This is a genomic window from Alteromonas sp. ABH4_454, from assembly GCF_056311775.1.
This window is the reverse complement of sequence record NZ_CM149972.1, coordinates 3,978,820-4,003,058: the sequence shown is the minus strand read 5'-3', so window position 1 is coordinate 4,003,058 and position 24,239 is coordinate 3,978,820. Positions and strand designations below refer to the sequence as shown.

Annotated in this window: 17 protein-coding genes; 7 read left to right on the top strand and 10 right to left on the bottom strand. The window is 45.2% G+C overall.

All coding sequences use genetic code 11. From position 1 onward, the window contains the following. Positions 1-41 precede the first annotated feature (41 nt). The 5 genes from ACYX4W_RS17500 to ACYX4W_RS17480 form a co-directional block, all read right to left on the bottom strand. Complete coding sequence (locus tag ACYX4W_RS17500) at positions 42-2,027, bottom strand: tetratricopeptide repeat-containing diguanylate cyclase (RefSeq protein WP_476074032.1); 1,986 nt, start codon at positions 2,025-2,027, stop codon at positions 42-44. A 183-nt stretch (positions 2,028-2,210) separates the two neighbouring features. Beyond that, complete coding sequence (locus ACYX4W_RS17495; RefSeq protein ID WP_476074031.1) at positions 2,211-3,617, bottom strand: ABC transporter ATP-binding protein; 1,407 nt, start codon at positions 3,615-3,617, stop codon at positions 2,211-2,213. After that, positions 3,614-4,525 carry an ABC transporter permease gene (locus tag ACYX4W_RS17490; protein WP_476074030.1) on the bottom strand — a complete coding sequence of 304 codons (912 nt, stop codon included), beginning with the start codon at positions 4,523-4,525 and terminating at the stop codon, positions 3,614-3,616. The genes ACYX4W_RS17495 and ACYX4W_RS17490 overlap by 4 nt, the downstream gene beginning before the upstream one ends. Further along, positions 4,522-5,484 carry an ABC transporter permease gene (locus ACYX4W_RS17485; RefSeq protein WP_476074029.1) on the bottom strand — a complete coding sequence of 321 codons (963 nt, stop codon included), beginning with the start codon at positions 5,482-5,484 and terminating at the stop codon, positions 4,522-4,524. Before ACYX4W_RS17485 ends, ACYX4W_RS17490 begins: the two co-directional genes overlap by 4 nt. Then, positions 5,481-7,040 carry an ABC transporter substrate-binding protein gene (locus ACYX4W_RS17480; protein ID WP_476074028.1) on the bottom strand — a complete coding sequence of 520 codons (1,560 nt, stop codon included), beginning with the start codon at positions 7,038-7,040 and terminating at the stop codon, positions 5,481-5,483. The genes ACYX4W_RS17485 and ACYX4W_RS17480 overlap by 4 nt, the downstream gene beginning before the upstream one ends. A 197-nt stretch (positions 7,041-7,237) precedes the next feature. Between ACYX4W_RS17480 and ACYX4W_RS17475 the strand changes: the two genes are divergently transcribed. Together ACYX4W_RS17475 and ACYX4W_RS17470 are read left to right on the top strand one after the other, a co-directional pair. Beyond that, positions 7,238-10,492 carry a WD40/YVTN/BNR-like repeat-containing protein gene (locus tag ACYX4W_RS17475; RefSeq protein WP_476074027.1) on the top strand — a complete coding sequence of 1,085 codons (3,255 nt, stop codon included), beginning with the start codon at positions 7,238-7,240 and terminating at the stop codon, positions 10,490-10,492. A 275-nt stretch (positions 10,493-10,767) separates the two neighbouring features. Beyond that, positions 10,768-12,795 carry a TonB-dependent receptor gene (locus ACYX4W_RS17470; RefSeq protein WP_476074026.1) on the top strand — a complete coding sequence of 676 codons (2,028 nt, stop codon included), beginning with the start codon at positions 10,768-10,770 and terminating at the stop codon, positions 12,793-12,795. On the opposite strand, the gene ACYX4W_RS17465 is transcribed toward ACYX4W_RS17470, so the two are convergent. Further along, on the bottom strand, positions 12,790-13,347 hold the full coding sequence (locus ACYX4W_RS17465) for a PepSY domain-containing protein (RefSeq protein WP_476074025.1): 558 nt from the start codon (positions 13,345-13,347) through the stop codon (positions 12,790-12,792). The two genes, ACYX4W_RS17470 and ACYX4W_RS17465, sit on opposite strands and share 6 nt — an antisense overlap. 113 nt (positions 13,348-13,460) lie before the next feature. Next, the gene (locus ACYX4W_RS17460) at positions 13,461-14,615 is read right to left on the bottom strand and encodes a hypothetical protein (RefSeq protein WP_476074024.1); all 1,155 of its coding nucleotides are present in this window, start codon (positions 14,613-14,615) and stop codon (positions 13,461-13,463) included. On the opposite strand from ACYX4W_RS17460, the gene ACYX4W_RS17455 reads away from it, so the two are divergent. Beyond that, positions 14,614-16,065, top strand: a complete 1,452-nt coding sequence (locus ACYX4W_RS17455) for a radical SAM protein (RefSeq protein WP_476074023.1) — start codon at positions 14,614-14,616, stop codon at positions 16,063-16,065. The two genes, ACYX4W_RS17460 and ACYX4W_RS17455, sit on opposite strands and share 2 nt — an antisense overlap. Before the next feature lie 10 nt (positions 16,066-16,075). Continuing rightward, complete coding sequence (locus tag ACYX4W_RS17450) at positions 16,076-17,800, top strand: DUF1223 domain-containing protein (protein ID WP_476074022.1); 1,725 nt, start codon at positions 16,076-16,078, stop codon at positions 17,798-17,800. A 28-nt stretch (positions 17,801-17,828) separates the two neighbouring features. Here the strand turns inward: ACYX4W_RS17450 and ACYX4W_RS17445 are convergent, their stop codons facing one another. The 3 genes from ACYX4W_RS17445 to ACYX4W_RS17435 all read right to left on the bottom strand — a co-directional run bounded on the left by ACYX4W_RS17445 (position 17,829) and on the right by ACYX4W_RS17435 (position 21,592). Then, positions 17,829-20,042 (bottom strand): xanthine dehydrogenase family protein molybdopterin-binding subunit, encoded by a 2,214-nt coding sequence (locus ACYX4W_RS17445; RefSeq protein ID WP_476074021.1) that lies wholly within the window; start codon positions 20,040-20,042, stop codon positions 17,829-17,831. 63 nt (positions 20,043-20,105) lie between these two features. Continuing rightward, positions 20,106-21,071 (bottom strand): FAD binding domain-containing protein, encoded by a 966-nt coding sequence (locus ACYX4W_RS17440; RefSeq protein ID WP_476074020.1) that lies wholly within the window; start codon positions 21,069-21,071, stop codon positions 20,106-20,108. Further along, positions 21,071-21,592 carry a (2Fe-2S)-binding protein gene (locus ACYX4W_RS17435; RefSeq protein WP_269916918.1) on the bottom strand — a complete coding sequence of 174 codons (522 nt, stop codon included), beginning with the start codon at positions 21,590-21,592 and terminating at the stop codon, positions 21,071-21,073. The genes ACYX4W_RS17440 and ACYX4W_RS17435 overlap by 1 nt, the downstream gene beginning before the upstream one ends. Positions 21,593-21,652: 60 nt before the next feature. On the opposite strand from ACYX4W_RS17435, the gene ACYX4W_RS17430 reads away from it, so the two are divergent. From ACYX4W_RS17430 to gloA, 3 genes are all read left to right on the top strand, one after another. Further along, positions 21,653-22,567, top strand: coding sequence for a YehS family protein (locus ACYX4W_RS17430; RefSeq protein ID WP_476074019.1), 915 nt, complete (start codon positions 21,653-21,655; stop codon positions 22,565-22,567). A gap of 93 nt (positions 22,568-22,660) precedes the next feature. Continuing rightward, the gene (locus ACYX4W_RS17425) at positions 22,661-23,605 is read left to right on the top strand and encodes an alpha/beta hydrolase fold domain-containing protein (RefSeq protein ID WP_476074018.1); all 945 of its coding nucleotides are present in this window, start codon (positions 22,661-22,663) and stop codon (positions 23,603-23,605) included. 29 nt (positions 23,606-23,634) lie between these two features. Next, positions 23,635-24,183: a lactoylglutathione lyase gene (gene gloA, locus ACYX4W_RS17420; RefSeq protein WP_476074017.1), complete on the top strand. Its 549-nt coding sequence runs from the start codon at positions 23,635-23,637 to the stop codon at positions 24,181-24,183. Positions 24,184-24,239: the final 56 nt, after the last annotated feature.

The window sequence follows — 24,239 nt, the reverse complement described above, 5'->3', positions numbered from 1 at the left end:
AATAGATTAACCGGTAATCAAGTAATACAAGCAACCGCTAACTAGGTAGCGGCATAAGCGTTAACTTGATTACGACCATTAGCCTTTGAAAAGAAAAGCGCTTTATCAGCCTGCTCTATCAGTTCTGTAGGGGATGAAGCGCCAAGTTCAAGTGAGGTAACACCAATGCTGCATGTTAATTTTATTTCGCCAAAGCCGTAACTTTCCACTTGTGAACGAACTTGTTCGCTAACGGTCAAGGCATCTTTTAGAGAAATATTGTGCAACACCATACAGAACTCTTCTCCGCCGAAACGAGCTAGCACATCGTCGTTTGATATATTTTGGCGTAGTACGTGTGCTACGCCTCTGAGCGCGTCATCTCCTGCATTATGACCAAAGTCGTCATTTATTTTTTTAAAATGATCGATATCTATCATCACAAGGCAGGCAGAGTTTGTTGCGCGTGATTCTGAGAAAAGGCTTCTCAATGAATCAAAAAGATAGCGCCTGTTAAAACATTCAGTTAGCGAATCGTGAGTAGCAAGATAGTGAAGCTCTTCATTTTTACGCCGCGACATGGTGTAACTTCGATATAAAATTAAAGCGATGCTTACTAATACGATAACCACTAGCGATAACGTTAACTTTGCGTATCGCTCTTTCGATAATTGAAGATTGGCTATTTGCTGTTCTTTGCGCGAAATTTCAATTTCACTACTCTGTCTTGCTATTTCTAGATAATCTAAGCGACTCTGTTCTTTAAGTGCTTCCACCTCGTTTTCCAATTTGAACGACAGTAATTTGGCTTTCGCTTTCACCAAATCTTTTTCATTGTTTTCAAGCTGTATCTGTTCACTTAACGCCAATTCTTTTTCAGCAAATTCGAGGGCTGCTTTAAACTGGCCAGACGCAGAACTTATCTCTCGCAGCCCCTTGAGTGCCGCCAAACGGTATGTCTTGTTTTGCAATTCTTCAGAAAACGTTAGCGCTGTCTCAAAAGCACGCTTACTTTCTGTTAAGTCTTGTTGCTGAAAGTATGTTTCGCCTAGTGGCAAAAGCGCTTTTACTTTATATAAATTGTTATCCAGTTCGTTAGCGATATCCAAGCTCGCCTGATAGTTGTAAATGGCCTTGGTAAGGTTATTTTCGCCTTTATACGAATCACCAATAATTCGAAATACAGCGGTTTTCTTTTCTGGTGCATTTTGTGTGTCATAAATAGCCATAGCACGGTTAGCGTAGTTACGCGCTTTTTGGTAGTTTGCTGCTTTTGCCTCAATCCCGGCCAATTCTCGAAAAGCGGTAGCTACAGTAGCAGGGGGGAGTTGATCAGCTGGGTACTCTAAGGCAACCTCATAAAACGACCGGGCTTCCTCAAAAGAAGCCAAACGCACATAAAGATGGGCTATTTCGTTCGCTGTTTTGGCCGTTCCTACGGCATCGTTTTCACGTTTGAAATAAGCATAAGCTAGCTTTAAATGCTCAAGAGATAATTCGTAATTTTCTATGTAACGCAAAATAATCGACGCGCCCATATGCGCTTTTGCTTTCCCTTCAGGGTCGTCAATTGTCCCGTGTATACGTAGACTTTCCATGACCAAATTCAGCGCAGTATCTAAATTACCAAGGTAGCGTTCGGCTTCCGCCAAGGTATTTAAAGTGCGTGCGATATAGCGTTTACTATCGATGCGCTTGTAAGTGGCTAACGCTTTCCTGTAGAAAGCCGCAGTTTCCTCGCGTAGTTTGAGTCTTTTATATGATTGGGCAATATAGGTGTAGGCTCTGCCCAGCCCAGATACGTCGCTTTCTTTAGTTCGGTTTTCTAACGCTTTAGTAACCCTTGAAAAGGTTGCAATGGCCTGCTCATAATTCCCTTCCTTATAGAAAGACAATGCACGTTCTTTCAGATCTTCAATGCTGGCAGGGTTAGCGTGAACTGTACTGTTCTGTTTTTCTGTTGCAGATAAGGACGCGTGCACCTCCACCGGTACACCAAGTGATAGCATCAAAATAAAGGAACGAAAGCTGCTTGAAACCAATTTCACGAAAACTATGCCATTTCAATTCACTAACTACATACAACGAGCACTAACTACAAAATAATCTACTTAATCCGTACAGTGTATCAGTAAAAGGTTATCAACACTGCCCCTCTTGTGCGTTTTTTGTAAGGTTACTGATACAAAGTATTACCTATGGTTTCTGTGCTGAGGGATAAATTAGAAGTCTTACCTAAGGGAAATAACGCGGTCGCAAGCTTTTTCCAACTGGGCTTTATCATGGCTTATTAGGAGCAAGCTGCAGTTAAATTCCCTACATTTGTCGACAAGTAGCAGCGTAATCTTTTTACTAGTGATAGGGTCTAGTCTTGACGTGGGTTCGTCTGCAATTAGTAGCTTGGGTTTTAGCATCAATGCTCGTAAAAGTGCCACTCGCTGAAGTTCACCGCCGCTGACGTCTAATGCTGAACGCCCAAAGATCGTTGAATCTAAACCAAGACTTGCTGCGAACTCCACTGCGTCATGCTCAGGTATTTTATGTAGCTTCAATAAATCATCAATTAAACGCTGTAACGTTACGTGTTCTGCAAACGCGCTCGGCGGGTCTTGGTATAGTTTCAGTTTTTGGTGGCGAGGTAACGGATAGTGGAAACGAATTTCACCTTTGTAAGGAAGAAGACCGAGCAAGGCATCGCCTAAAGACGTTTTACCGCTACCACTTTCGCCACTTAACCCAACGATTTCGCCTTTCCCCAAGGTAAAATTAACGTTTGAGAAAATTTCGTCAGCGCCTCTTTGTATGCTTAGATTCTCTACTGTTAAAAAAGGCTTAAAGCGGCTAGTTACTGCGCTTTTACTTGGCCAGTGTTCAGGTGATGAAGATATCAATAATTTTGAATAACTGGTCTTTGGTTGAGAAATAAGTCGCTGCGTATCGTTTTCTTCAATAAGCTTTCCATTCTTAAGCACTATACATCTACCGCCTAATGCTTTTGCAACTGCAATATCATGAGTGATAGTTAAAAGCGTTCCTTCGTTAGCCTTTTGCTTTAGCTGCGCAATGATGTCGACTTTTCTGCTGGCATCAAGCCCTTTAGTCGGCTCATCGGCTATAAATAATGGAGCTTGTGTGGCTGAAGCGCAGGCAAACGCTACACGCTGTGCCATTCCTCCAGAAAGTTGTGAGGGCACTTTTTGCCCATGCTTGCCAAGTGACCATTGTTCGAGCTCTTGTTTCGCACGGCGGCTCGCGACGTATTTATCTTGTTTCTGGTTGAATTGAAACACTTCGGCAACCTGATGGCAGACCTGCATCATTGGGCTTAGCGAACGCCAGGGCTCTTGAGGAAGCATAACCATGCTTGTGCCCCACATTCTCTCGCGCTGTAACTTTTTATTGGTAGCAGGGACGTTATCACTAAGCATATCTATACCGTTGACGGAAACAGTGCCCCTCGCTTCTAACGAAGAAGGTAAGTCCCCCATGATAGCTTGTGCCAAAAGGCTTTTTCCCGCCCCCGTTTCACCTAACACTGTGAGCGTTTCACCTTGAGATAGGCTCAGTGATAGATTTTCAATTATCGCTGTATTGCCCGCATAAATGCTTAAGTCTTCAATAGCTATAAGTTGACTCACGCGTTGTGCTCCGGCGTTTTGCTGGTAGGCGATTTATTTATGGGAGATTCAGCGCCTGTATGCGCAGGTGTGTTGGCTAGTGCGGGAGCAGACCGCCAATGACTATGTGACGAATTTCGGCTGCTATTTCCATCATTTGTAAGTAATTGAAAGCCTAATACTAAGATGAATAATGCTGTGATTGGTTGAGCAAGTAGCCAGGGAGCCTCGTGATAATAAGGAAAAAGTTCAACAATCATTAAACCAAGTTCCGGGCTAGGGGGCTTTAGCCCTACATATACAAAGCCTACCGACGCCATGGCGATGATAGAAGTCGATGCGCCGAACGCTGCAAGAGAAAGCACGTCTTGTTTTATGGCGGGCCAAATATGTGTTTTAAATAAGTAGCCCTTGCCGAAACCCATGAGCATATCGCACTCAAGGGCAGGACTATCTATTATTGATAACGTGCTGGCGCGTACTAAACGAAAGTATTCGACAGCCAAGACGATAGAGATGGCCAGGTAAAGCATAATAAAAGAGCCAGGCACTATCGCTGCGAAAAGTAAAATGAGTACCAGCCCCGGCAAAGCTAAAAGTGTATTGGCTATAAAGTTAAGGAGTGTATCTATCCAGCCTTTACGCCAAGCGGCGATCACGCCTGCTACTACCCCCATTATTGATGAGCTAAATACGCAAAGCGCAGCAAGCGACAACGATATACGAAGTCCTTCTGAAACTCTGGCCAGCATGTCCCTACCATAATGGTCGGTGCCCAAAAAATGCTGTGCGCTAGGAGGCTGTAGTATAGCGTTTAGGTTTTGTTTGTTGCCGTCTTGCCCCAATAATATAGGTTCACCTAGCGAAATCAGCACAAGCAAGCCCAATAATGAAATACCAATTATCCTAGTGACTGAAAAGGTTTTCATGGGCGATCACCTGCATTGCCTCTTACTCTTGGGTCTAAGGCGTACTGGCTTAAATCGACAAGCGTATTAACTGATACAAACAAAAAGCCCATTAGCAGTGCAGTGCCCTGTAGCATAGGTACATCACGTGAAAATACCGCGTGAGATAAACCATGACCAATTCCCGGCCAGGCAAAAAGACTTTCAATCATAATCACGCCTTCAATCAAGCCAATAAGTTGAACCCCCATAAACGCTAATGCCGGCACGACGATATTGGGTAGCGCGTGACGCCTGAATGCGTGAAAAGGGCTAAGCCCTTTAATCTTTGCAAAATGAAAGTAGCCAGAGTGCAGTGCGATAATAGTATTATTGCGAATAACGCGGTTTGAAATAGCGGCAAGAGATAGGCCAAGCGTCATTACGGGCAGTATGGTGTAAACAAACCCAGAAGAGCCTGCCACAGGCAACCAATTCAATTCTAATGCGAAAATGAATATCAGTATTAAACCTAAACAAAATACGGGTTGTGACCTAAGAAACGTAGAAAATGCCAGTACTGAATGATCAAAAATAGAATGTGGATTATTAGCGTTTTTTATTCCGCTATAAATGCCCAAAGGAAACGCAATAAGTGCAGATACTATGATCGCGAGACCAGCGAGTACAAGCGTATATGAAAGTTGATTTTGAAGCTCGTAAATAATAGGAGCGCCAGTCACTAAACTTGTTCCTAAATCTAGCGTTGCTAAATCTGCCATCCATGAAAGGTACTGTTCAAGTCCACTTTTATGCAGCCCTAGCTCTTCGGCTACGGCTTTTGCCGCACTGCTTGATACCGCATCATCGCCGTATCGTCCCGCTGCAATTTTATATGCCATATCGCCAGGTAGTGACCGGGTTATAATAAAGGTAAGTGTACCTACGCTCCACGCCATTAGAAGCGCTTGGAAGAGGCGCTGATAGAGGATCCTTTTCATTGATTAGGCGCTATAGTCATTTGTGAAACACGAAAAGAGCGCTCATAGGGGTCGAAGCTGAAGTTTCTTAACCTATTCGACGTTGCAGTTTGCTGAACATAATACATTACTGGTATAAGCGGTACGTCTTTACGGATTTCGCTCATGACAGACTCAATAAGGCGGTTGTAGGTCTCATCATTTGTCGTGCGGCTTAACAGATTAAGGTTGCTAAATACGGTGTCGTTGCGCCAATTCATTGGCCCCCAGTCGCCACCTTTTATTGTTGAAAAATCGGCAAGCATTATCCCCAAAGGGTCAGGGATATTGGCGAAGTTTCGCGCCATGAGAGCTGTTTCTAATGTACCGTCTGCATGACCTGAGGGGATAGCGCTAACGTTCTCCATATGAACAGAAAGCGCTACGCCAATTTGTGCCCATTGGTCTTGTATTGCTGTAGCTATAGTAATGAGCTCTGGACGGTTAGCATAGGTAATCATATTAAGCGCTAGCCTAGTGCCGTCTTTATAACGATGCCCATCATCAGCAAGCGCCCAACCGGCATCTGAAAGTAGGTCGTTAGCTTGCTGCTTTGCTTGTACAGCAGAAATTTTCTTTTGCTTTTCAGCTTGTGTTAATTGAACGTGCCACTGGGGAATATTAGGGCCAAATAGTTGGTTTGCAGCGATATCGGGGGTGCGCATTACACCAAGCGCTATGCCTTCTCTGTCGATTGCTAAGCTAAGTGCCTTCCTAACTTTTACATCTGTTAGAAAAGGGTGACCACTATTAAGTTTTATTAGCGTTGTGCGGGGAATTCTATCGCTAAACACGTTAACGTTGTTATTGTTTCGAAGCATGCTTACTGAAGCAGGGTCTAGATTATAAACGATATCTGCCTGACCTGTTTTAACCATCAGTGCGCGAGTTTCAGAGCGATGCCCTGTTATGTATTCCACGTTTTCAATATTGGCAGGCTCGCCCCAATAATTGTCAAACCGTGTGGTAGAAATATTGTGAGGTGGCTCGAAGTGAGAGATCTTATAAGGCCCCGTACCAATGAGCGTTTTTATTCTGTTGAACTTTCCAAATGAAGAAGGGGCAACAACAGCCGTGGTGTAGTTACTCATCAAGGAGGGAAATGGGCGGTAACTTTGATTCAATGTGAAAGCAATAGTGTTGTCTGACGTCACTTCCATATCAGAGATTATGTTTTTGGGAAATGGAGTGGGCTTACCAAATGCGACCGCGAGACTCTTATAGACAGCATCCGCTGTCATCAAGGTTCCGTCATGAAAGTGAACATCAGAGCGAAGTATAAATTCCCATTGAGTAAAGTCACTATTACTTGTCCACGAAATCGCTAATCCCGGCACTAGTTGCCCCTGGTTGCTTACTTCAACTAAGGTTTCTAAAACTTGCATTCTTGTAAACATATAGCCAGTGCTAGCGGGGTCATTATTAACCGGTTCAAAAGGCCCACTTATGATTATTTTATTTGCAGGTTGTGGGGGCGTGCAGGCACTAAGTATAAGGCAGGTTACCAGTGCCAACATTGTTATAAGCTGAATCTGCATATCATCTTGTTATCGTTATTTATTGTTGGGTGATGTTAAATAAAGTATGGCGGGCACTCAATGTATTTAACTCTACTATTGTGTTATTGGTCGTATGTTACATTGTAACTTCGAGCATTTGTTAGTAATGCTATAACTGATAATACTATAAATTAAATAGAGCACGATGCTCTACCAACACACGACGGATAATAATAATGAAAAAGCTTCTTAAAGCGGCAGTTGCTGTATCAGTTGCACTTGCGTGCCCCCCCGCCTTTGCAGACAAAAACGACAAGAATGAAGTCTTCAGCAGCTCAACATTCAAAGCCATGGAACTTAGAAACATTGGACCTGCTTATATGTCGGGCCGAATAGCCGATATTGCAATTGACCAGAACAACCCATCTACTTGGTACACCGCTGTTGGCTCTGGCGGTGTGTGGAAAACTACCAACGCGGGCACAACCTGGGAGCCTATCTTTGATGACCAGCCTGTTTATTCCATTGGTGATGTGACCATTGCGCCAAGTAACTCAAATATCATTTGGGTGGGAACGGGCGAAAATAATGGCGGTCGCCACATCAGCTTCGGCGATGGTGTTTACAAATCTTTAGATGGCGGACAGACCTGGAAAAACATGGGGCTGTCGAAGTCAGAGCACGTTTCAGACATTATCATCCATCCTACTAACCCAGATATCGTGTGGGTTTCAGCTCAAGGTCCTCTCTGGAGTGGTGGCGGCGAGCGCGGCTTGTATAAAACTACCGACGGGGGAGAAACCTGGAAGCAAGTACTTAAGCCTGCTGATAAATGGACGGGCGTAACATCCTTACTTATCGACCCGCGCAATCCAGATAAACTTTACGCAGCAACGTGGGCACGTCAACGCTCAATTGGTGCTTACGTAGGTACAAACGAAGGTGCTGGTATTCATACTTCTAACGATGGTGGCGAAACCTGGACTGAGCTTAAAACAGGGTTGCCGAAAGGAAATATGGGTAAAATTGGTATGGCTATATCGCCTATGAACCCCGATGTTATCTATGCCACCATTGAAACTGATAATCGCGGTGGTGGTTTTTATCGCTCAGCTGATCAGGGCGCTAGCTGGACTAAAATGTCTGATGAAGTAGGTGGCGGTACTGGCCCTCACTATTATCAAGAAATTTTCGCAGACCAGCATCAGTTTGACCGTGTTTATATCGCCAGCAACTACAGTAAAGTATCAGACGATGGCGGTAAAACATGGACGCCTATTAATACCAAGCGCAAGCACGTGGACGACCACGCCATGGCGTTCCACCCTACCGATCCGGATTTTGTGTTAATGGGATCTGACGGTGGTATTTACATGTCTCACGACAGAATGGCAAACTGGCGCTTTATGGCTAATTTGCCATTGACCCAGTTCTATAAAGTTGCGCCAGACGACTCAAAGCCTTTTTACAAAATTTACGCAGGGGCGCAGGATAACTCTACCCAAGGTGGCCCTTCACGCACTATGCGAGAAGAAGGAATAAAGAATAAAGATTGGTTCTTAACGTTAGGTGGTGACGGACACGGCCCTGCGGTAGAACCAGGCAACCCTGATATTATGTATTCTCAGTGGCAGCAGGGTAACTTGACCCGCGTTGATATGAAAACCCGTGAAGGCGTATACATTAAGCCTCAGCCACTTCCAGGCGACCCGGCAGAACGATACAACTGGGACGCGCCGATAAATGTTTCAGCTCATGACCCAGCGCGTATTTACTTTGCATCGCAGCGGGTCTGGCGTAGCGATGATCGCGGTGACAGCTGGACACCAGTATCAGGCGATTTAACGAAAAACGGCAATCGTATGCACTCGCCATTAATGGGGCGCACGTGGTCAGTAGAGGCCGGTTGGGACTTATATGCCATGACCGAATTCCACACCATCGCCAACTTTGCTGAAAGCCCGGTAGATGAAAATATTCTGTGGGCAGGCACTGACGATGGCATTATTCAAGTGACCACCAACGGCGGCAAATCGTGGAAAAAGATTGAGTTAGACGATATTAGAGGCATTCCTGCCAATTCTTATGTGAATGATATTCGCGCTGACTTGTTCGACCCTAATACCGTATATGTGGCGCTGGATAACCACAAATATGGTGACTACAAGCCTTATCTTATTAAATCAACTAACTTGGGTAAAAGCTGGACATCACTTGCTGAAGACTTGCCTGAGAAGCATTTGGTTTGGCGCATTGTGCAAGACCATGTGAACAAAGACCTGCTCTTTATTGGTACAGAGTTTGGTGTGTTTTTCTCGGTAGATGGCGGTAAAGACTGGGTTGAGTTAGATGGTGGCATGCCGACCATTTCGACTCGTGACGTGAAAATTCAGCGCCGTGAGAATGACCTGGTGGCAGGTACTTTTGGTCGTGGTATCTACATTCTTGATGACTATGCGCCGCTGCGTTCCTTAACAGAAAAGTCAATGCAGCAAGAAGCTATCTTGTTTGCCCCAAGCCGCCCAGTTAAATGGTTCCAGCTAGATGACAATCATACTGACTCTGACGGCGACGACCGCTTTGTTGCAGAAAACCCTGAGCATGGTGCAACGTTCACTTATTACCTGAAAGACAGTTTGCTTACGGCAAAAGAAAAACGCCAAGAAGCAGAGAAGAAGTTAATAGAGGATAAGAAGTACCCTAAATACCCTAGCTGGGAAGCTGTGGAAGCAGAGAACCAAGAAGCGGCGCCTGCGATTTATGTTGAGGTACGCGACAGCGACGGAGACGTTATAAAGCGCGTTGAGGGTAAAGCGAAGAAGGGCTTACACCGTATTACCTGGGATATGAAGCATACATCGACGAGTCCGCTTACGGATAAGGAAAGCAAAGACAGAGATCTGATGGCGTTGCCAGGCACCTACACTGCTACCTTGTTTAAGCGCGTTAATGCTGAGGTAACACAACTTTCTGAACCTGTTTCGTTTGAACTTAAGCCTATTGTTCAGGGGGCGCTTGAAAGTGCTACTTATGAAGAAATTGCTGCTTATTCAGATAAGGTAAGCACAGCGCAAAAACGTGCACTTTCCTCAACGACAGTGCTGACGCAGCTTAAAGATACAATGGCTCTATTGCGCACAGCTATTGACCGCACGCCAAATGATGTGGCAAAACTTGAAGCCCAATTTGCTGCGATTCAAGACGAGATAAACGAAGTGAACAGAGCGTTTTACGGTCTTAAATCACGCGATAAAATGGGCATTAAGCCAGCGAACATCATGAGTCGCCTGCGCTATGCTCGTTCTGCGTTAGGTTCATCTTATGGTCCTACACAGCAACACAAAGATCAGCTCGGTTATGCTCAAGACAGCCTAGATAGCGTAGTTACACGCATCAGTACTTTACAAAATACTGCTGTACCTAAGCTGCAACAAGCTGTGGTTGATGCTGGGGGACCGTGGACAACAGGTCTTCCTGTAATCGCTAAATAGCGGCCGACTAGCCTGATTTTCAGTCTAATTGTTAGTCTAGTTGGGCTTAGCACGCGGCAGTAGCATTACTGCCGCGTTTTTCTTTTCATTTTCAACCAGATTCTTCGGTACGTACTTTTATCATTCGTACGTAACGGTTAGTGAGACTTTTATTGTTTTCTTGTTTTCCAGCTCAACGTTCTTCAATGTTTATTGATACTTCATCAGGTTTACCTGCATCTATGACTTCGCCTTTAATATGTTCGTCGCCTATATCTTCGACAAGGGCTTTTGTAGTGTTTTTGCTATCACTTTTATCGACACCGAGCTTTGCTCAAAGCGAACCAACCAATAGCGTTGAACGCTATACGGTAACGGCTACGCGCCCCTATTATGACGAAGCGCTCTCACGCATATTTCCACAATATGATTTTGATAAAAGTAGTCTTGTTTCGCCTTTGCACACCAATGATGTGCTGCTTCAATCGCCGTCAGTATCGTTAAATGGGCAGGGAGGACAGATACAAAGTATTAATGTGCGAGGGTATTCGCGGTGGCGAATTCAAACCTTGCTGGATGGCGTACCTATCATCAGCGATAGGCGCGCAGGCTCAAGTGTAGGCTTTATTCCGCCTGATTTTATTTTATCAGCCACCGTATTACCGGGCGCAGCTTCCACTTATCTAGGCTCGGGCGCTATCGGCGGCGCGGTGAACTTACAGTTTGAATCACTCAAAGAGTCCTATTTGAGAGTAGGTTACAGTAGTAATCAGCGGATGAAAGCCGTGAGTTATGCCGGAACCAGTGCTGCCGATAGCAGCAAAAATGGTGATAACGGCACAGAAAAGTTAGGGGTTACAGATTGGAATATCTCATACAGAAGCGCGAATAACGGTGAGGATGCGAACGGAAACCTGCTGTTTGATCAATTTGAACAAACAGGGTTGTTTCTTAGGCACAGACCTGAAAATAGCATTATAAAAGAAGCCTGGACACTATATTCAAACAACAACGACATTGGTAAATCCAGCAGTGATTATCCTGAAAGCAGAATAACAACCTACCCAAATAATACCCATTGGCTTGGCAAAATAGCGTTTGAAGATAAACTATTTGCTGGGAATATTTGGTGGCATAAATCAAGCTTAGATACCTCGGTGTTGCGACCAGAAAGCAGGATAAATGACAGCGAAAACGAGGCGTTTGATTATGGTTTCAATATCAATACAGATACGCAGTTAAAAGGCTGGGACTTAAACTGGCAGTTTCAGTTATCCGGTCGTGAAGGTGTGGTGGCAGATGAGAGAGAATTCACTTTAACCCCAGTCGAAAGCGCATCGCTTAACTCTTCATTACCCAGCTTGATAACAAACGCATTTGAATCAGAACTTGCCTATGAAGTGCGTACTCTGGACGCTAGCGAGATTAATACTGCAGCCGTTGTTGATGCTTCACATCAATGGCAACGCTGGTCCGTTGCCATGGGGGCAAGGATTGATTGGCAGCGACAGTCTGATGATTCAGGTGCCAGCCCAACCCAGCCTAATAATGGCCAGCTTAATAATTCCCAGCCTAGTGATGCTCAGCCTATTAGGTCGCTATCTAACACTAATTTGAGTGGCTATTTGGGAGCAAATTATCAGCTCTCTCCCTATTGGTCGGCTAGCGTGTATGTTTCTAGTGCATTTAGAAACCCATCGTTAACTGAACGTTTTTTTGCTGGGGAAACGCCTCGAGGTACGGTGCTGGGTAGTACTCAGCTTGAAACCGAACAAGCCCTTAATAAACAGCTAACCCTGGCCTATAGCGCAAGACACATTCAGGGCTCGATTGAAGTGTTTCATCAGCAAATTGATAACTATATTGAACGTATTACAGTTGCTGAAGATGTACTTCAATATGCTAATTTAGATAGTGCAACCATAGAAGGCGCAAGCTATCAGGTTAGCTGGCAATCACAAGACAGCTTTTTAAATGCTCGGCTTAGTGGCATGTGGATTAGCGGTGAAGATAACTTGGGCAACACCATTGCAGATATACCGGCAAACAATCAGCGTCTAGATGTGGGTATTAATTGGCAAGCCACGTGCTTTTTTACGGTACTAAGCTATCGGGCTAGTAAGTCAGACATTGCAGACGGCGAACGAGCCCTTAGCGATGTTTTTACCCTGGATATTGGCGCGAACTGGCAGTTAAGTGAGGATATGCAACTTCAGGCCAGCTGGAGTAACTTCACTAACCAACACTATTACACCAGCGCCGATGACAAAGCCGCGTTTGCTCAAGGGGAAAGTGTACAGCTAGCCATCACTTACCAACTATGAGTTATTAAGCGGCTGGCGGTATTTCTTTTTTCGGTATTTGCTTTTTAGGGTGGTGTACAACATGACAAGGCCGGTTACCCACAGCACAAAAAGTAGTAGGGCAGCGGGTAGAAACAGCCATAGTTTGGCGCCTTCAAAGAACCAGCTGCCGTCATGAATGGCTTCTATGGTGTCTGTGCGTCGGTAGGCAACCTGAAGTACGTCGCCACTTTGGGCATTAAGCTGCACTTCCCAGTGGTTCTTGCCGCGCACTTTTATGATGCCTTTTTCGGGGCGAACATCTAAACGGTCGATATCGTCCCACGTATTAAAGTTAACCTGAGGCACCTGTTTTACAGCATCAAGCACTTCCTCGAAGGGCAGCGTTGGCGCACTGTTTTGGCCTTTTTGCACTTTCTGTGTAGGCGGTTGGATCCAGTCGAATTCTTTTTTAACCTGCAATAACAAGCCGCTAGCGATAACAATGATCACAGGGATAAAAATAACCAGCGACAGCCACAAGTGAATACTGCGACTATACTTGCGACTGTTTTTGCGAAAGGAAGCGGACATGAAACAACACTTAAAACAAAACGATAAATACACCATATACTATACGGTGATCTCGATAGGCAGTAAAAACCGTCTAGCGCGAGGTTTATCTGTTTAAACGGAAAAGTTCAGCGTCATTCAATCGCAGGGTGATTAAAGTGAAGCTTTGTATCGCAGGTAAGCGAAACAATCGACTCGGTTAATATAATTTCGCCAATTTCTTGCCAATGCGCTTTGTCTATTCCTGCATTATTAAACTCGGCGGCAGAAATAGTCCAAGTCAGTGTCTGATTGGGGTAATGTTGTAACGATAACTCATCTCTGAAATCATCTTCGTCTACCAGCGGTGTATCTGACCTTAATGCAGCTCTTAGCCAGTAAGGGCCTTGTTTTTCGGTTTTTATTTCAGCTTCGCTTTTTACTTCAAGCTCTCGCTCTATCTTGGTTTCTTTCGAAGTAATTGGCGCTGAAATGGCCAGTTCTGACGTACTTTCTTCTGTATGCCCCGCCATTCTGGAGTTTGCTTCACCAACTTTTACCGCAGCTAAATGAGAAACGGGTCTAAACCGCGCATTGGCTTTTTTACCGCTAAACTCTTTATCGGCTTTCTCAAGGTCGCTTTCCAATCGATAGGCAGTAAGCAACTGGCTAAAGGGCGGCAGCTCACCAAGCGCTGGTTCGTTAGTCATTCGCAAGCTTGCAACATGCTGGGTTTTAGTTCCCCCCAGCGAGTGCATTAAAAATATGTTCTCAGTAAGTGCACTATGGGCATTGGGGAAGAGCTTAACTGCCATACCAAAAGCACGCTTATCTCGCTGCTTTGTTCCGCTTAAACTGACTGAAGCCCTAACAATAATAGGTACCTCTGTACCCGCTTGAAAAAGGCCAGAGTAAGGGCTGTTTTGATTCATCTTCCAAATACCGCCAAAGCAAATTCCGTTGGCTTGAAGTAGCTTATGTTTGGTGTCTAGTTCGATAAAATTTGCATCAGATGAAAGGGTTCTTTGAGCGTGTTTTAGCAGTATGTTTTCGCCGTTAACATCAAAGTGTTTGCGCGACACTTTATATTGCGGAAGGCTTGAGTAAGGGTCAGAAAAAACAAGGCTTTTAACTTCCTCGAACGCACTCAATTGCGCAGCTAAACCGAGCTTTGCTTCACTAGTTTCTGCATGACTTGTTACGCAATAAAAGAATGTGGTTAGTGCAAAAAAACGGCATGCCTTGAAAGTATTTTTAAGTGTAAAAGGTCTTTGTTGATACTGAGTAGTTTGAAAAAGGTACATGGACATGGCGTGTTCCCCTGGCACCACAAGAAATCAACAACTTGCCTCTACACGAAAGCGAATGGGCGAACATTTTACTCCCAATCAACTTTTGGGGCGAACGCATACCATTGGCTGTGTTGCTGTCGAAATCACGCAAAAATGTAATCTTGATTGCACCTTATGCTATTTGTCAGAGCATTCGCAAGCAGTTCGTGATATTCCCATTCAAGAAGTGTTCAAGCGATTAGACAACGTGCTTAAACACTATGGGCCTGGAATTAGCGTGCAAATTACTGGGGGCGATCCTACCTTAAGAAAGCGCAGCGAGCTTATCGATATTGTTGCCTATGCAAATCAACTTGGCCTACATACGGCGCTATTTACAAATGGAATTGCTGCTACCAGAGACCTGCTTACTGAGCTTGTCGGAGCTGGGCTTAACGATGTGGCATTTCATGTAGACACCACCCAAGAGCGCAAAGGCTATGATGATGAGTATTCGCTAAATGCTATTCGTGAAGAGTACCTAGAGCGAGCTAAAGGCCTGGGCCTTATGGTTATCTTTAACACCACGGTACACACCGACAATTTCAAAGAACTGCCCATGCTGGTGGATTTTTTTGTACAGCACGCAGATACGGTAAGTTTTGCTTCGTTTCAGCTACAAGCTGAAACCGGCCGAGGCGAGTGGGGCGCGCGAACTGATGTGGTCGACCCGCTTACCGTAAAAGCGGCAATCGAGAAAACAATTTCTAAAGCTTTGCCTTGGGAAAAGGTACGTATAGGTCATAGTGATTGCCACAGCTACATGCCCACTTTAGTGGCTGATAAGCAGGTCTATTCGGTAGTTGACGATAGCGAGCTATTCGCCGAGTTCATTGAAGATTTCAAGCATATACAAACTACCCGCCAGCATGGTAAGGCAAAGATAGTAAGAGATTATATTCAAGCTTTACTGTTGCGCCCTCACTGGATTTGGCGGTTAGCAAAGGCATCATCGGCAAAGCTGTTAGAAATGCGCAGTAGTTTAGTTAAAAGTCGCGGGCGAATGCACAAGCTGTCGTTCTTCGTTCAAAACTTTATGGATGCCAGTGCGCTGCAGCAGGACAGAATTGATGCGTGTTCATTCATGGTAATGACAGCAGACGGCCCCATTTCCATGTGTAAACACAACGCAGAGCGCGACGAGCACATATTAAAGCCGCTTTCTTACACCAACCATCGGGGGCAGGTAAAGCAATATCAGCCTTTAGGCGAGCGGTATCGAGAGAATAACGTGATCCCCATTCGACTGCTTGCCGATGATAAGCCTGTTCACGAACCCATCATTGGGGCCTTAAATGAATCAATCAGTGAGCCAATTAGCGATCTAAAGCAAGAGCTAACTCAGAAGTCAGCTCACGGGGTAAATAACGATCTTGGCGCTAGACCAAGTAGCGTTCACTCAAATCAACAAACTTCAGAAATAGGGTAAGGAAGAAGCCATGCAGTATTCTAATTCGCTCAAGTTTAGCAGCGCTTTCGGTGACGCTTTGCGGGTGTTTGTTTCATGGGTTTTAGCGTTTTTCTTGTTGTTTTTTGTACAAAACACTAGTGCAAGCGAAAAGCCAAATGAAGTAAATCCAATGAGTGCTAACGCCGAAAACCAAGCGCTTGTTACGCTAAAGCAAGCTTACAAACAAGCGAACCAAGACTGGGAGTATGTATTAGCAAATTATGTTGATGAAGAAGGGCGAACTAATTTTAAGGCCTTGTCTGAGGATATTGCGCGGCTCGAAAATGTCGTGACGTTTATTGGTTTTGCTAGCCCAACAGCAACACCTGAATTATTCACTTCGCCAGAAGAAGTAATGAGCTATCACATCAATAGCTACAACGCATTAGCAATGTTTGGCGTGATTGAAAAAGGTATTCCAGATGGCTTTACCAGCTTTTTTTCTCGCGCCGCGTTTTTTAAGTTTCGGGATGTGGTGATTGGCGGGAAGGTTACTAATCTATACGACTATGAAAATGATGTGATAAGGCCGCTTGACGAACCAAGAGTACACTTCGCCCTTAACTGCATGGTGAAAGATTGTCCACGACTACCTAAAACACCGTTTTACCCAGAGCAATTAAATGAAACGTTAGAACAGCTTACCTATGAATTTTTCAGCAAGAAAAAGCACTTCTATTTGGACGATAAACGCAAACGAGTGTATGTATCAGAAATATTAGACTTCTATACAGAAGACTTTGTTGCGTCGGGCAAAGCCCGAGACTTACCTCAATATATCAACAAATATATTGAGCAACCTATACCTTCCAATTACAAGCTTCGCTTTATTGATTACGACTGGCGTATCAACGCACAGCCAACACAAAGCCGCGTACCACCGGTTTCAGAGAGCGAGTTAAATAAAACGCCTAGCGAAGCTTCAAACAACCCTATAGTAGAGGCGGCTTTTGCGCTTCATTCTAGGGAAAGTAATACCTATGAACCTGAGCGTGGAACTGCATCAGACGCGCCTTTCATACTTACCAGTACGCCTAATCAAACGACAGTTTTGGAGCTTTATACATCCCAAGGTTGCAGCAGCTGCCCACCAGCAGAAAAATGGATTTCAGGCTTTGTAGATAGCGATAAATTATGGACAGAGCTGGTTCCTATTAACTTTCACGTGGACTACTGGGATTATCTGGGTTGGAAAGATCCGTTTGCTGATAGCGCTTTTAGTGAAAGGCAGCGAGATTACAAGCGTGTAGGCAAAGCCAACACTATTGCCACGCCCGGTTTTGCTCTAAATGGCCGAGCTTGGAACGGTTGGTTTCGCGGGCAGCCGTTACCGGACAACACCGCCCCCTTGTCTGGCGTACTCAATGCTTCGATAGACAACGACAACATAGACGTAACGTTCAATAAAATAAACGCCAGTAAGAAAAGTTCTTTGTTAACTGTTCACGCGGCATTACTGGGCTTTGGCATAGAAACATCGGTAAAGCGAGGTGAGAACGCAGGGCGTAAGCTAACTCATGATTTCGTAGTGCTAGATTACAAAAAAGCGGTGCTAAGTAGCGAAACTGACAATGCTCGCGCATTTCAATATGAGACAAGCTTACCTTTGCCCAGCAACACGCATGTAGAAACCACAAAACGCGCCCTAGTTATTTGGATATCCTATGCTAACGACCCTTCTCCAATTCAAGTCGCCGCGTCTTGGTGGATGTGAAGCGGCCTCGTTGGGCCGCTTTTGATGCTCAGTTTTTACCAGCGATTATCTTATCCATAGTAATGGGGAAGTCTCGCACCCGCACTTTGCATGCGTCAAAAATCGCGTTAGCGATAGCGGCGCCAGCACCAGTAATGCCTAGCTCACCAATGCCTTTGGCGCCTACTGGCGATGCGGCATAATCAGGCTCTTGTAAGAAATCTAAACTTACCTCGCTAATATCTCTATTTACGGCAACGTGATACTCACCGAAGTCTGGGTTTACGAAGCTTCCCGTGTCTGTATGGTGGTGGATCCCTTCGGTAAGCGCATAGCCAGCGCCCCATACCATTCCTCCTTTTATTTGAGAGGCAGCTGTTTTCATATTCAAAATTTGCCCCGCACTGAACATGCCGTATTGACGAAGAAGCCTAATTTCACCTGTGTATTCATCTACCTCAACTTCCGCGAAATGTGCGCCGCAGGAGTACTGCTCATCATCACTGGTGTCGTCTTCGGATACTTTGCCGCTTGCTGATAACGGGAAGTCGCTGCGAGAGATAAAGTCGTCTAGCAAGTGCGTGTCAGTCGTAGCATCAATGTTACCTTGTGCGCTAGGCTGCAACTTTATCTGACCATCTGAAATGTGCACTTCTGCTTGGCTAAGGGCAGAGGGAAGTGAGCTTTTAATATTCGCAATAAGCGCTTCACACGCCTTTTTCACCGCCGAACCAGAGCTAGCGGCTCCGAATGAACCACCTGAACCGCAAGAGGCGGGGTAGCGGCTATCGCCGAGTTTTACTGTGACATTGTCTACCGACGTATTTAAAGTATCGGCGGCAATTTGTGTGAGAATAGTGTAGGTTCCCGTACCAATATCTGTCATGTCAGTACGAACCGTTACCTCTCCATTGGCACTTAATTCCACTTCAGCGGAACTCTCTACCAACACATTCATACGCATAGCGCTCGCTACGCCATGACCGATTTTTTTACCCGGTGTGGGCTGTGCTTTGTGCTGCCAATTGAAGTTTTGCGCGCCTTGGCGAAGGCACTCACCTAAATTGTGGGTGGTAAACCGCGTGCCTTTCATAGGGTGTACGACAGGCAGGTTTTTTATGCGAAACGTAAGCGGGTCGATACCTGCTTCGTGAGCAAGTTCATCAATAGCCGACTCAAAAGCGAGAGAGCCAATGGCATCTCCAGGAGAGCGGGTAGAGTCGATAAGCGGTAGGTCTACGTCTTTAACCCTATGCGTGCTCTCAATAAACTGTGATTTATAGGTAACCCGTGCGCCAGCCCCTGTTGCTTCGGCAAATTCATAGCCTTTAGCTTTTGGCATAGCGCTTTTGTGCTGTACGCTTAGCAGTGCATGGTCATCACCAGACGCAAGGTTTATCTGTTGTGTACTGTGCCCGCGGTGAGGAGTGTTATAAAAGACTTGTCGTCTACTTAACACCACCTTTACTGCGCGCTCTAAATGCCTGGCCCCTATACAAGCAAGCGTAGCATCGTAGTGAAGACCTAATTTAGAGCCAAAGCCACCACCTACGAAGGGGCTCTGTACCACAATGTCTTCTGGATCCATTTCAAGGGTAATGGCGAGCGCTTCTACAGCCGTTGCAATAATTTGCACGCTACAATAAACCTCAAGCTTTCCATCTTTAAAATCGGCAACCGTGGCGTGAGGCTCCATAGCGGCGGAGATTTGACTTGGCGTAGTATAGGTTGTGTGGACGCTTGCGCGAATATCGCTTTGCTGTGGTTTATTTCCGCTAGATGCGTCTGCCTCAAATCCACCATCTAACGACTCTGGCTTTTGCGTAGCATCATCAAACTCTGTGAGTAAGTCTGGTGTTTTACCATTTATGGTAAAGCTGACTAGACTTGCAGCATAGCGTGCTTGCTCCAAAGTGTCTGCAATAACTAATGCTACGGGCGCACCAAAATGACGAATGTGAGGTTCGTTAAGTACAGCGCGACTTTGGGTAAACCGGCTTTCATCTGCAGGCTTACTAAATGGCTTAAGGGGCCCTGCATTAATATGTGTGATCACCGCGTGTACGCCATCGGCCTGTTCTGCTTGCTCTGTATTAAGGGATGTGATTTCACCTACGGCAGTGTCACTTGATACAACCCAGCCTATCAAAGGAGTGCGTTCGCTCATATGCTCTGCAGCATACCTTGCTTGCCCTGTCACTTTTGCAGCGCCATCAACACGGCTAACTGACGTTCCTACCGTTTTAGCGTTATGAGTTGTCATATAAAGCTCCTTCATGCTCGGGGTGCTTTTCCTGATGTTTTGCTATCTCTAAAAGCACTTTCTCTAACGTCCTGCGCAATAGTTCTGGTTTGAAATCGTTACTGCCGTAGGTTTTTGCACTGGATAACTCAGCCTCAGACCCGCTTGCGATATCACTTCAGGTGTTATCTCAGCGCCTTCAAGAACACGAATAGCCTTTTGCGGGTACCAAGGCTTGGTGCCTACACCACCAAATGCGAGCGTAAGGTCTTTAACTCGTCCATCGACAATTTTTAAGCCAGCGGCAACAGACACAAGGGCAAATGCGTACGAAGAACGATCTCGTACTTTGTGGTAGTACTGCGTGCCGCTAGATTTCTTCTCTATGCTGACATGGGTGATAAGTTCATCTTCATATAACTGATTTTCTATGTGTGGTGTATCGCCCGGTTCACGGTAGAAATCTCGTAGCGAAATTTGACGCGTGTTGCCATCAGGCTGCTGCGTATGTACCTGTGCGTCAAGGCCCATCATGGCCACGGCCATGTCGGAAGGGTGTGTGGCAATACAATGTTCACTGGTGCCAAAAATGGCATGTATTCTATTCATGCTGTTAAGAGCGCTGCAGCCAGTACCAGGCTCTCTTTTATTGCAGGCTTTCGTTGTATCGTAGAAGTAATAACAGCGGGTACGCTGTAGTAAGTTGCCAGCCGTCGTCGCACGGTTTCTAAGTTGAACTGTTGCTCCACTTAATAAAGCTTGTGCAAGCAAAGACAGTGAGGGCTGCGTGTGAGCAAACTTCGCTAAGTTTGAATTAGTCACCATGGCGCCAATATAATAGTGATTGTCGTCTTCGGTGATAGCGTTAGCTTTTTCCCATTTCGCAAGACTCACCAATGTTTTAGGCGTTTCTACCTGTAATTTCATTAGGTCTATTAGGTTGGTACCGCCGGCCAAAAAACGTGATGTATTATCTAGCGGGACATTATCTAACGGGGCATTATCTAGCAGTGTTTTGCCGTCGTAGTGATGGAGATTAAATGGCTGCATTATTGTTTCTCCAAAGCAATCACATCTGTGATTGCGTCCACAATATTTGGATAAGCGCCGCATCGACAAAGGTTACCGCTCATGCGTTCGCTGATGTCTTCCTTAAGAGATGCTGTACTATTTCGTGAACGGCTGTAAGTAACAGCGCTAGGGTCTTCATTACTTAACTCACGAAGCAAAGATACCCCTGAACATATCTGACCGGATGTGCAGTACCCACATTGAAACGCATCGCGTTCGATAAAAGCCTGTTGTAAGGGATGAAGCGCTTCATCTTCATTTGCACCGTTACCTATACCTTCAATAGTTGTGACTTCAGCGCCTTCTAGCTGAAATGCAAACACTAAGCACGCGTTGATGCGCTCGCCGTCGGCGATAACAGTACACGCACCGCACTGACCGTGGTCGCAGCCTTTTTTAGTGCCAAACAGTGATAAATGTTGATGAAGAAAATCTAATAGTGTAGTTCGCGGGTCATCAGGAAGACTGACGTCTTTCCCATTGAGATTTAACGTTGCCATGGAAGGATCCTTTTACCAATGAGCTCAATTTCGGTACTCCAGTGAAATGAGCGTGACGAGATGTACAATGTCGTTACGCCAGGTACGTTAATTTGGTTTCATGACGTGTTAGTAGAAATTACGCGACTGACGGCCAGCGATAGATGCGAATGGTCAAGTAGTGTAAAATCGAAGAAAGCGCGTTTTGCGCTACACTTTAATCCATACCAATTATTGACTACTCCACTTTTCAGGCCCATTTTCATGATCCACAACGATGTTCTACGTCGCCTTCGTTATGCATTAGCTATAAACGACACCGCCGCAATAAGTATTTTTAAATTAGTTAACTACGATATGGAGATCGACTATTTACATGCCGTAATGAAGCGAGAAGACGAAGCTGGCTATTTGCCGTGTCGTGATAAGATTATTGCGCTGTTTCTTGATGGATTGATTATAAAGAACCGAGGCCGACAAGAAGGGCAAGCGCCCAGAGAGCTTGGGCCAAAAGAGCGATTAAGTAACAACGAAGTACTTCGCAAAATTCGTATAGCAATGAGTTACAAAGATGAAGATATGATTGAAGTACTTCAACTGGCTGGCTTTAGAATTAGCAAAAGTGAACTTTCTGCACTTTTTAGAAAGCCAGACCACCGCAATTACAAACCCGCAGGCGATCAAGTGGTTCGTAATTTACTGCAGGGTATGGTGAAAAAATATCGACCAGATTCATCAGGTACCGGCCGCAGTGCGCAAACAGGTCTTCAAAAGCCAGCCGCTAAAGTGTCAGACGAGAATCGGCCAAACGATAGTAAACGCGTTAAAGGTAAACCGAACGAGAATAATCCTCATACTAAAAAGCTAGGAGTTACATCGTCGGTAACTAACAAGTCTAAGCGCGCAGTTAGCCAAAGTGCTAACAATGAAGCGCAGAAAGGCAAGAAGCAAACTAATACGTCTGTGTGGGGCGAGCTACCTGCTAAAAAGCGGTGAATAAAGTTCACCGCTAGATGACTTCCATTTGCCTGTGCTTGAGAGCTTGTTAGGCTTACTGACTTCAATCAACATAGGGTGGAGTTTTCATTTATGCGGTTTACTTTTGGGCTTGCTACGTTTCTAGGTATAGCAATCATGCTAGTAGGGTGCGGTACGACTAAAAGCGATAAGAGCGAAACAAAGAGCTATAAGGCCGAAACGCCATCTTTAAATGTAGACAACATTAGCCCCCAGTCTATAGTTTACAAGACAGTTAATGGTAAACGTTTAGCATTGGACCTATACATGCCAACTTCCTCTGAAACTGCCCCCACACTCGCCGTATGGGTTCATGGTGGTGCATGGATGAGAGGGAGTAAAAACGAGACCCTGTCCAAAAATGGTAATTTAGTCGCCTCTTTGCTCAATGAAGGTGTGGCGGTTGCCGCAGTAAATTATCGACTTAGCGGTGAGGCTATTTATCCTGCAGCACCCAATGACATAAACGATGCGATTAATTTTTTAGTTGATAATAGCGATAATCTTAAACTAAGCGCTGATCACGCGATCATGATGGGGCGCTCAGCGGGAGGGCATCTGGCCTCGCTTTTGACAACATCAAACAACGACGACGCTCCATTTCTTGATGCAAAGCCGCGCTACCGCGTTATTGGTATGGTCGACTTTTTTGGGCCTTCTGATCTTATGGCCTTGCGGGGTAACAGCGGCAAAGTGGATCACGACGCGCCTGATGCCGCAGAAGCTCAATTTTTGGGTGAATCTCCGCTGGCCAACGAAGCTCTAGCGCGAGAAGCCTCGCCGACCACTTATATAGATAACGAAACGCCGCCTTTTATTATTTTTCATGGACTTGATGATGGCGTAGTACCCGCTTCGCAAAGCGAATTATTAAGTCGCCGCCTAGATCAATTTGGCGTGCAAAATGAGTTGTTTCTTGTTAAAGGTAAGCGCCATGGCGATCCGGTATTTGATACCGACGAATTTGTCTCAAAAGTAGTTAACTTTGTAAGAGAAGTTAAAAAGGGAAATAACTAATTTCATTTTAATAGAGTAAAGGAAAAATTATGAGCAGACATTTCGATAAGGCCGAAGGCCTTTATGAAGACAAAGACGACGCGACAAAAGGCTTTGTGTTTAACCAAACCATGCTGCGCATTGCTGACCCTAAGCGCTCATTAGATTTTTACACACGAGTGATGGGGATGACGCTGATTAAGCGTTTAGATTTCGAAGAAATGGAATTTAGCCTGTACTTTTTGGCGGCCGGAGATGATTTTTCTGATATTTCTGGTGATGTTGAAAAGCGTACCCAGCAGACTTTCGGTCGCCCAGCAATGCTTGAATTAACACATAACTGGGGCGATACGCCAGAAACCGTTAGCTATCACAACGGTAATGCCGAGCCTAAGGGCTTTGGCCACATTGGTTTTCATGTACCCGATGCAGAAGCAGCCTGCGCTAGATTTGCATCACTAGACGTTCCTTTTCAGAAAGGGCTTAATGATGGTTCTATGAAAGGGATCGCATTTATCAAAGACCCTGATGGCTACTGGATTGAGATTTTTGATGCATCAAAAGTTGCTGAAACTTGTGCGCCGCATTTGAAAAAGTAGCTTAGAGATTTTGAGGGCTCTTGCGTGTTGCTCGCAGCGTTTAGCTAGCCAGAAAT

Coding starts and splice junctions, on each gene's coding strand:
- ACYX4W_RS17455 (WP_476074023.1), top strand. CDS start 14,614: ATGGCGTGTTCCCCTGGCACCACAAGAAATCAACAACTTGCCTCTACA.
- ACYX4W_RS17425 (WP_476074018.1), top strand. CDS start 22,661: ATGCGGTTTACTTTTGGGCTTGCTACGTTTCTAGGTATAGCAATCATG.
- ACYX4W_RS17465 (WP_476074025.1), bottom strand. CDS start 13,347: ATGTCCGCTTCCTTTCGCAAAAACAGTCGCAAGTATAGTCGCAGTATT.
- ACYX4W_RS17430 (WP_476074019.1), top strand. CDS start 21,653: ATGTACAATGTCGTTACGCCAGGTACGTTAATTTGGTTTCATGACGTG.
- ACYX4W_RS17460 (WP_476074024.1), bottom strand. CDS start 14,615: ATGTCCATGTACCTTTTTCAAACTACTCAGTATCAACAAAGACCTTTT.
- ACYX4W_RS17450 (WP_476074022.1), top strand. CDS start 16,076: ATGCAGTATTCTAATTCGCTCAAGTTTAGCAGCGCTTTCGGTGACGCT.
- ACYX4W_RS17440 (WP_476074020.1), bottom strand. CDS start 21,071: ATGCAGCCATTTAATCTCCATCACTACGACGGCAAAACACTGCTAGAT.
- ACYX4W_RS17445 (WP_476074021.1), bottom strand. CDS start 20,042: ATGACAACTCATAACGCTAAAACGGTAGGAACGTCAGTTAGCCGTGTT.
- gloA (WP_476074017.1), top strand. CDS start 23,635: ATGAGCAGACATTTCGATAAGGCCGAAGGCCTTTATGAAGACAAAGAC.
- ACYX4W_RS17475 (WP_476074027.1), top strand. CDS start 7,238: ATGAAAAAGCTTCTTAAAGCGGCAGTTGCTGTATCAGTTGCACTTGCG.
- ACYX4W_RS17480 (WP_476074028.1), bottom strand. CDS start 7,040: ATGCAGATTCAGCTTATAACAATGTTGGCACTGGTAACCTGCCTTATA.
- ACYX4W_RS17435 (WP_269916918.1), bottom strand. CDS start 21,592: ATGGCAACGTTAAATCTCAATGGGAAAGACGTCAGTCTTCCTGATGAC.
- ACYX4W_RS17490 (WP_476074030.1), bottom strand. CDS start 4,525: ATGAAAACCTTTTCAGTCACTAGGATAATTGGTATTTCATTATTGGGC.
- ACYX4W_RS17485 (WP_476074029.1), bottom strand. CDS start 5,484: ATGAAAAGGATCCTCTATCAGCGCCTCTTCCAAGCGCTTCTAATGGCG.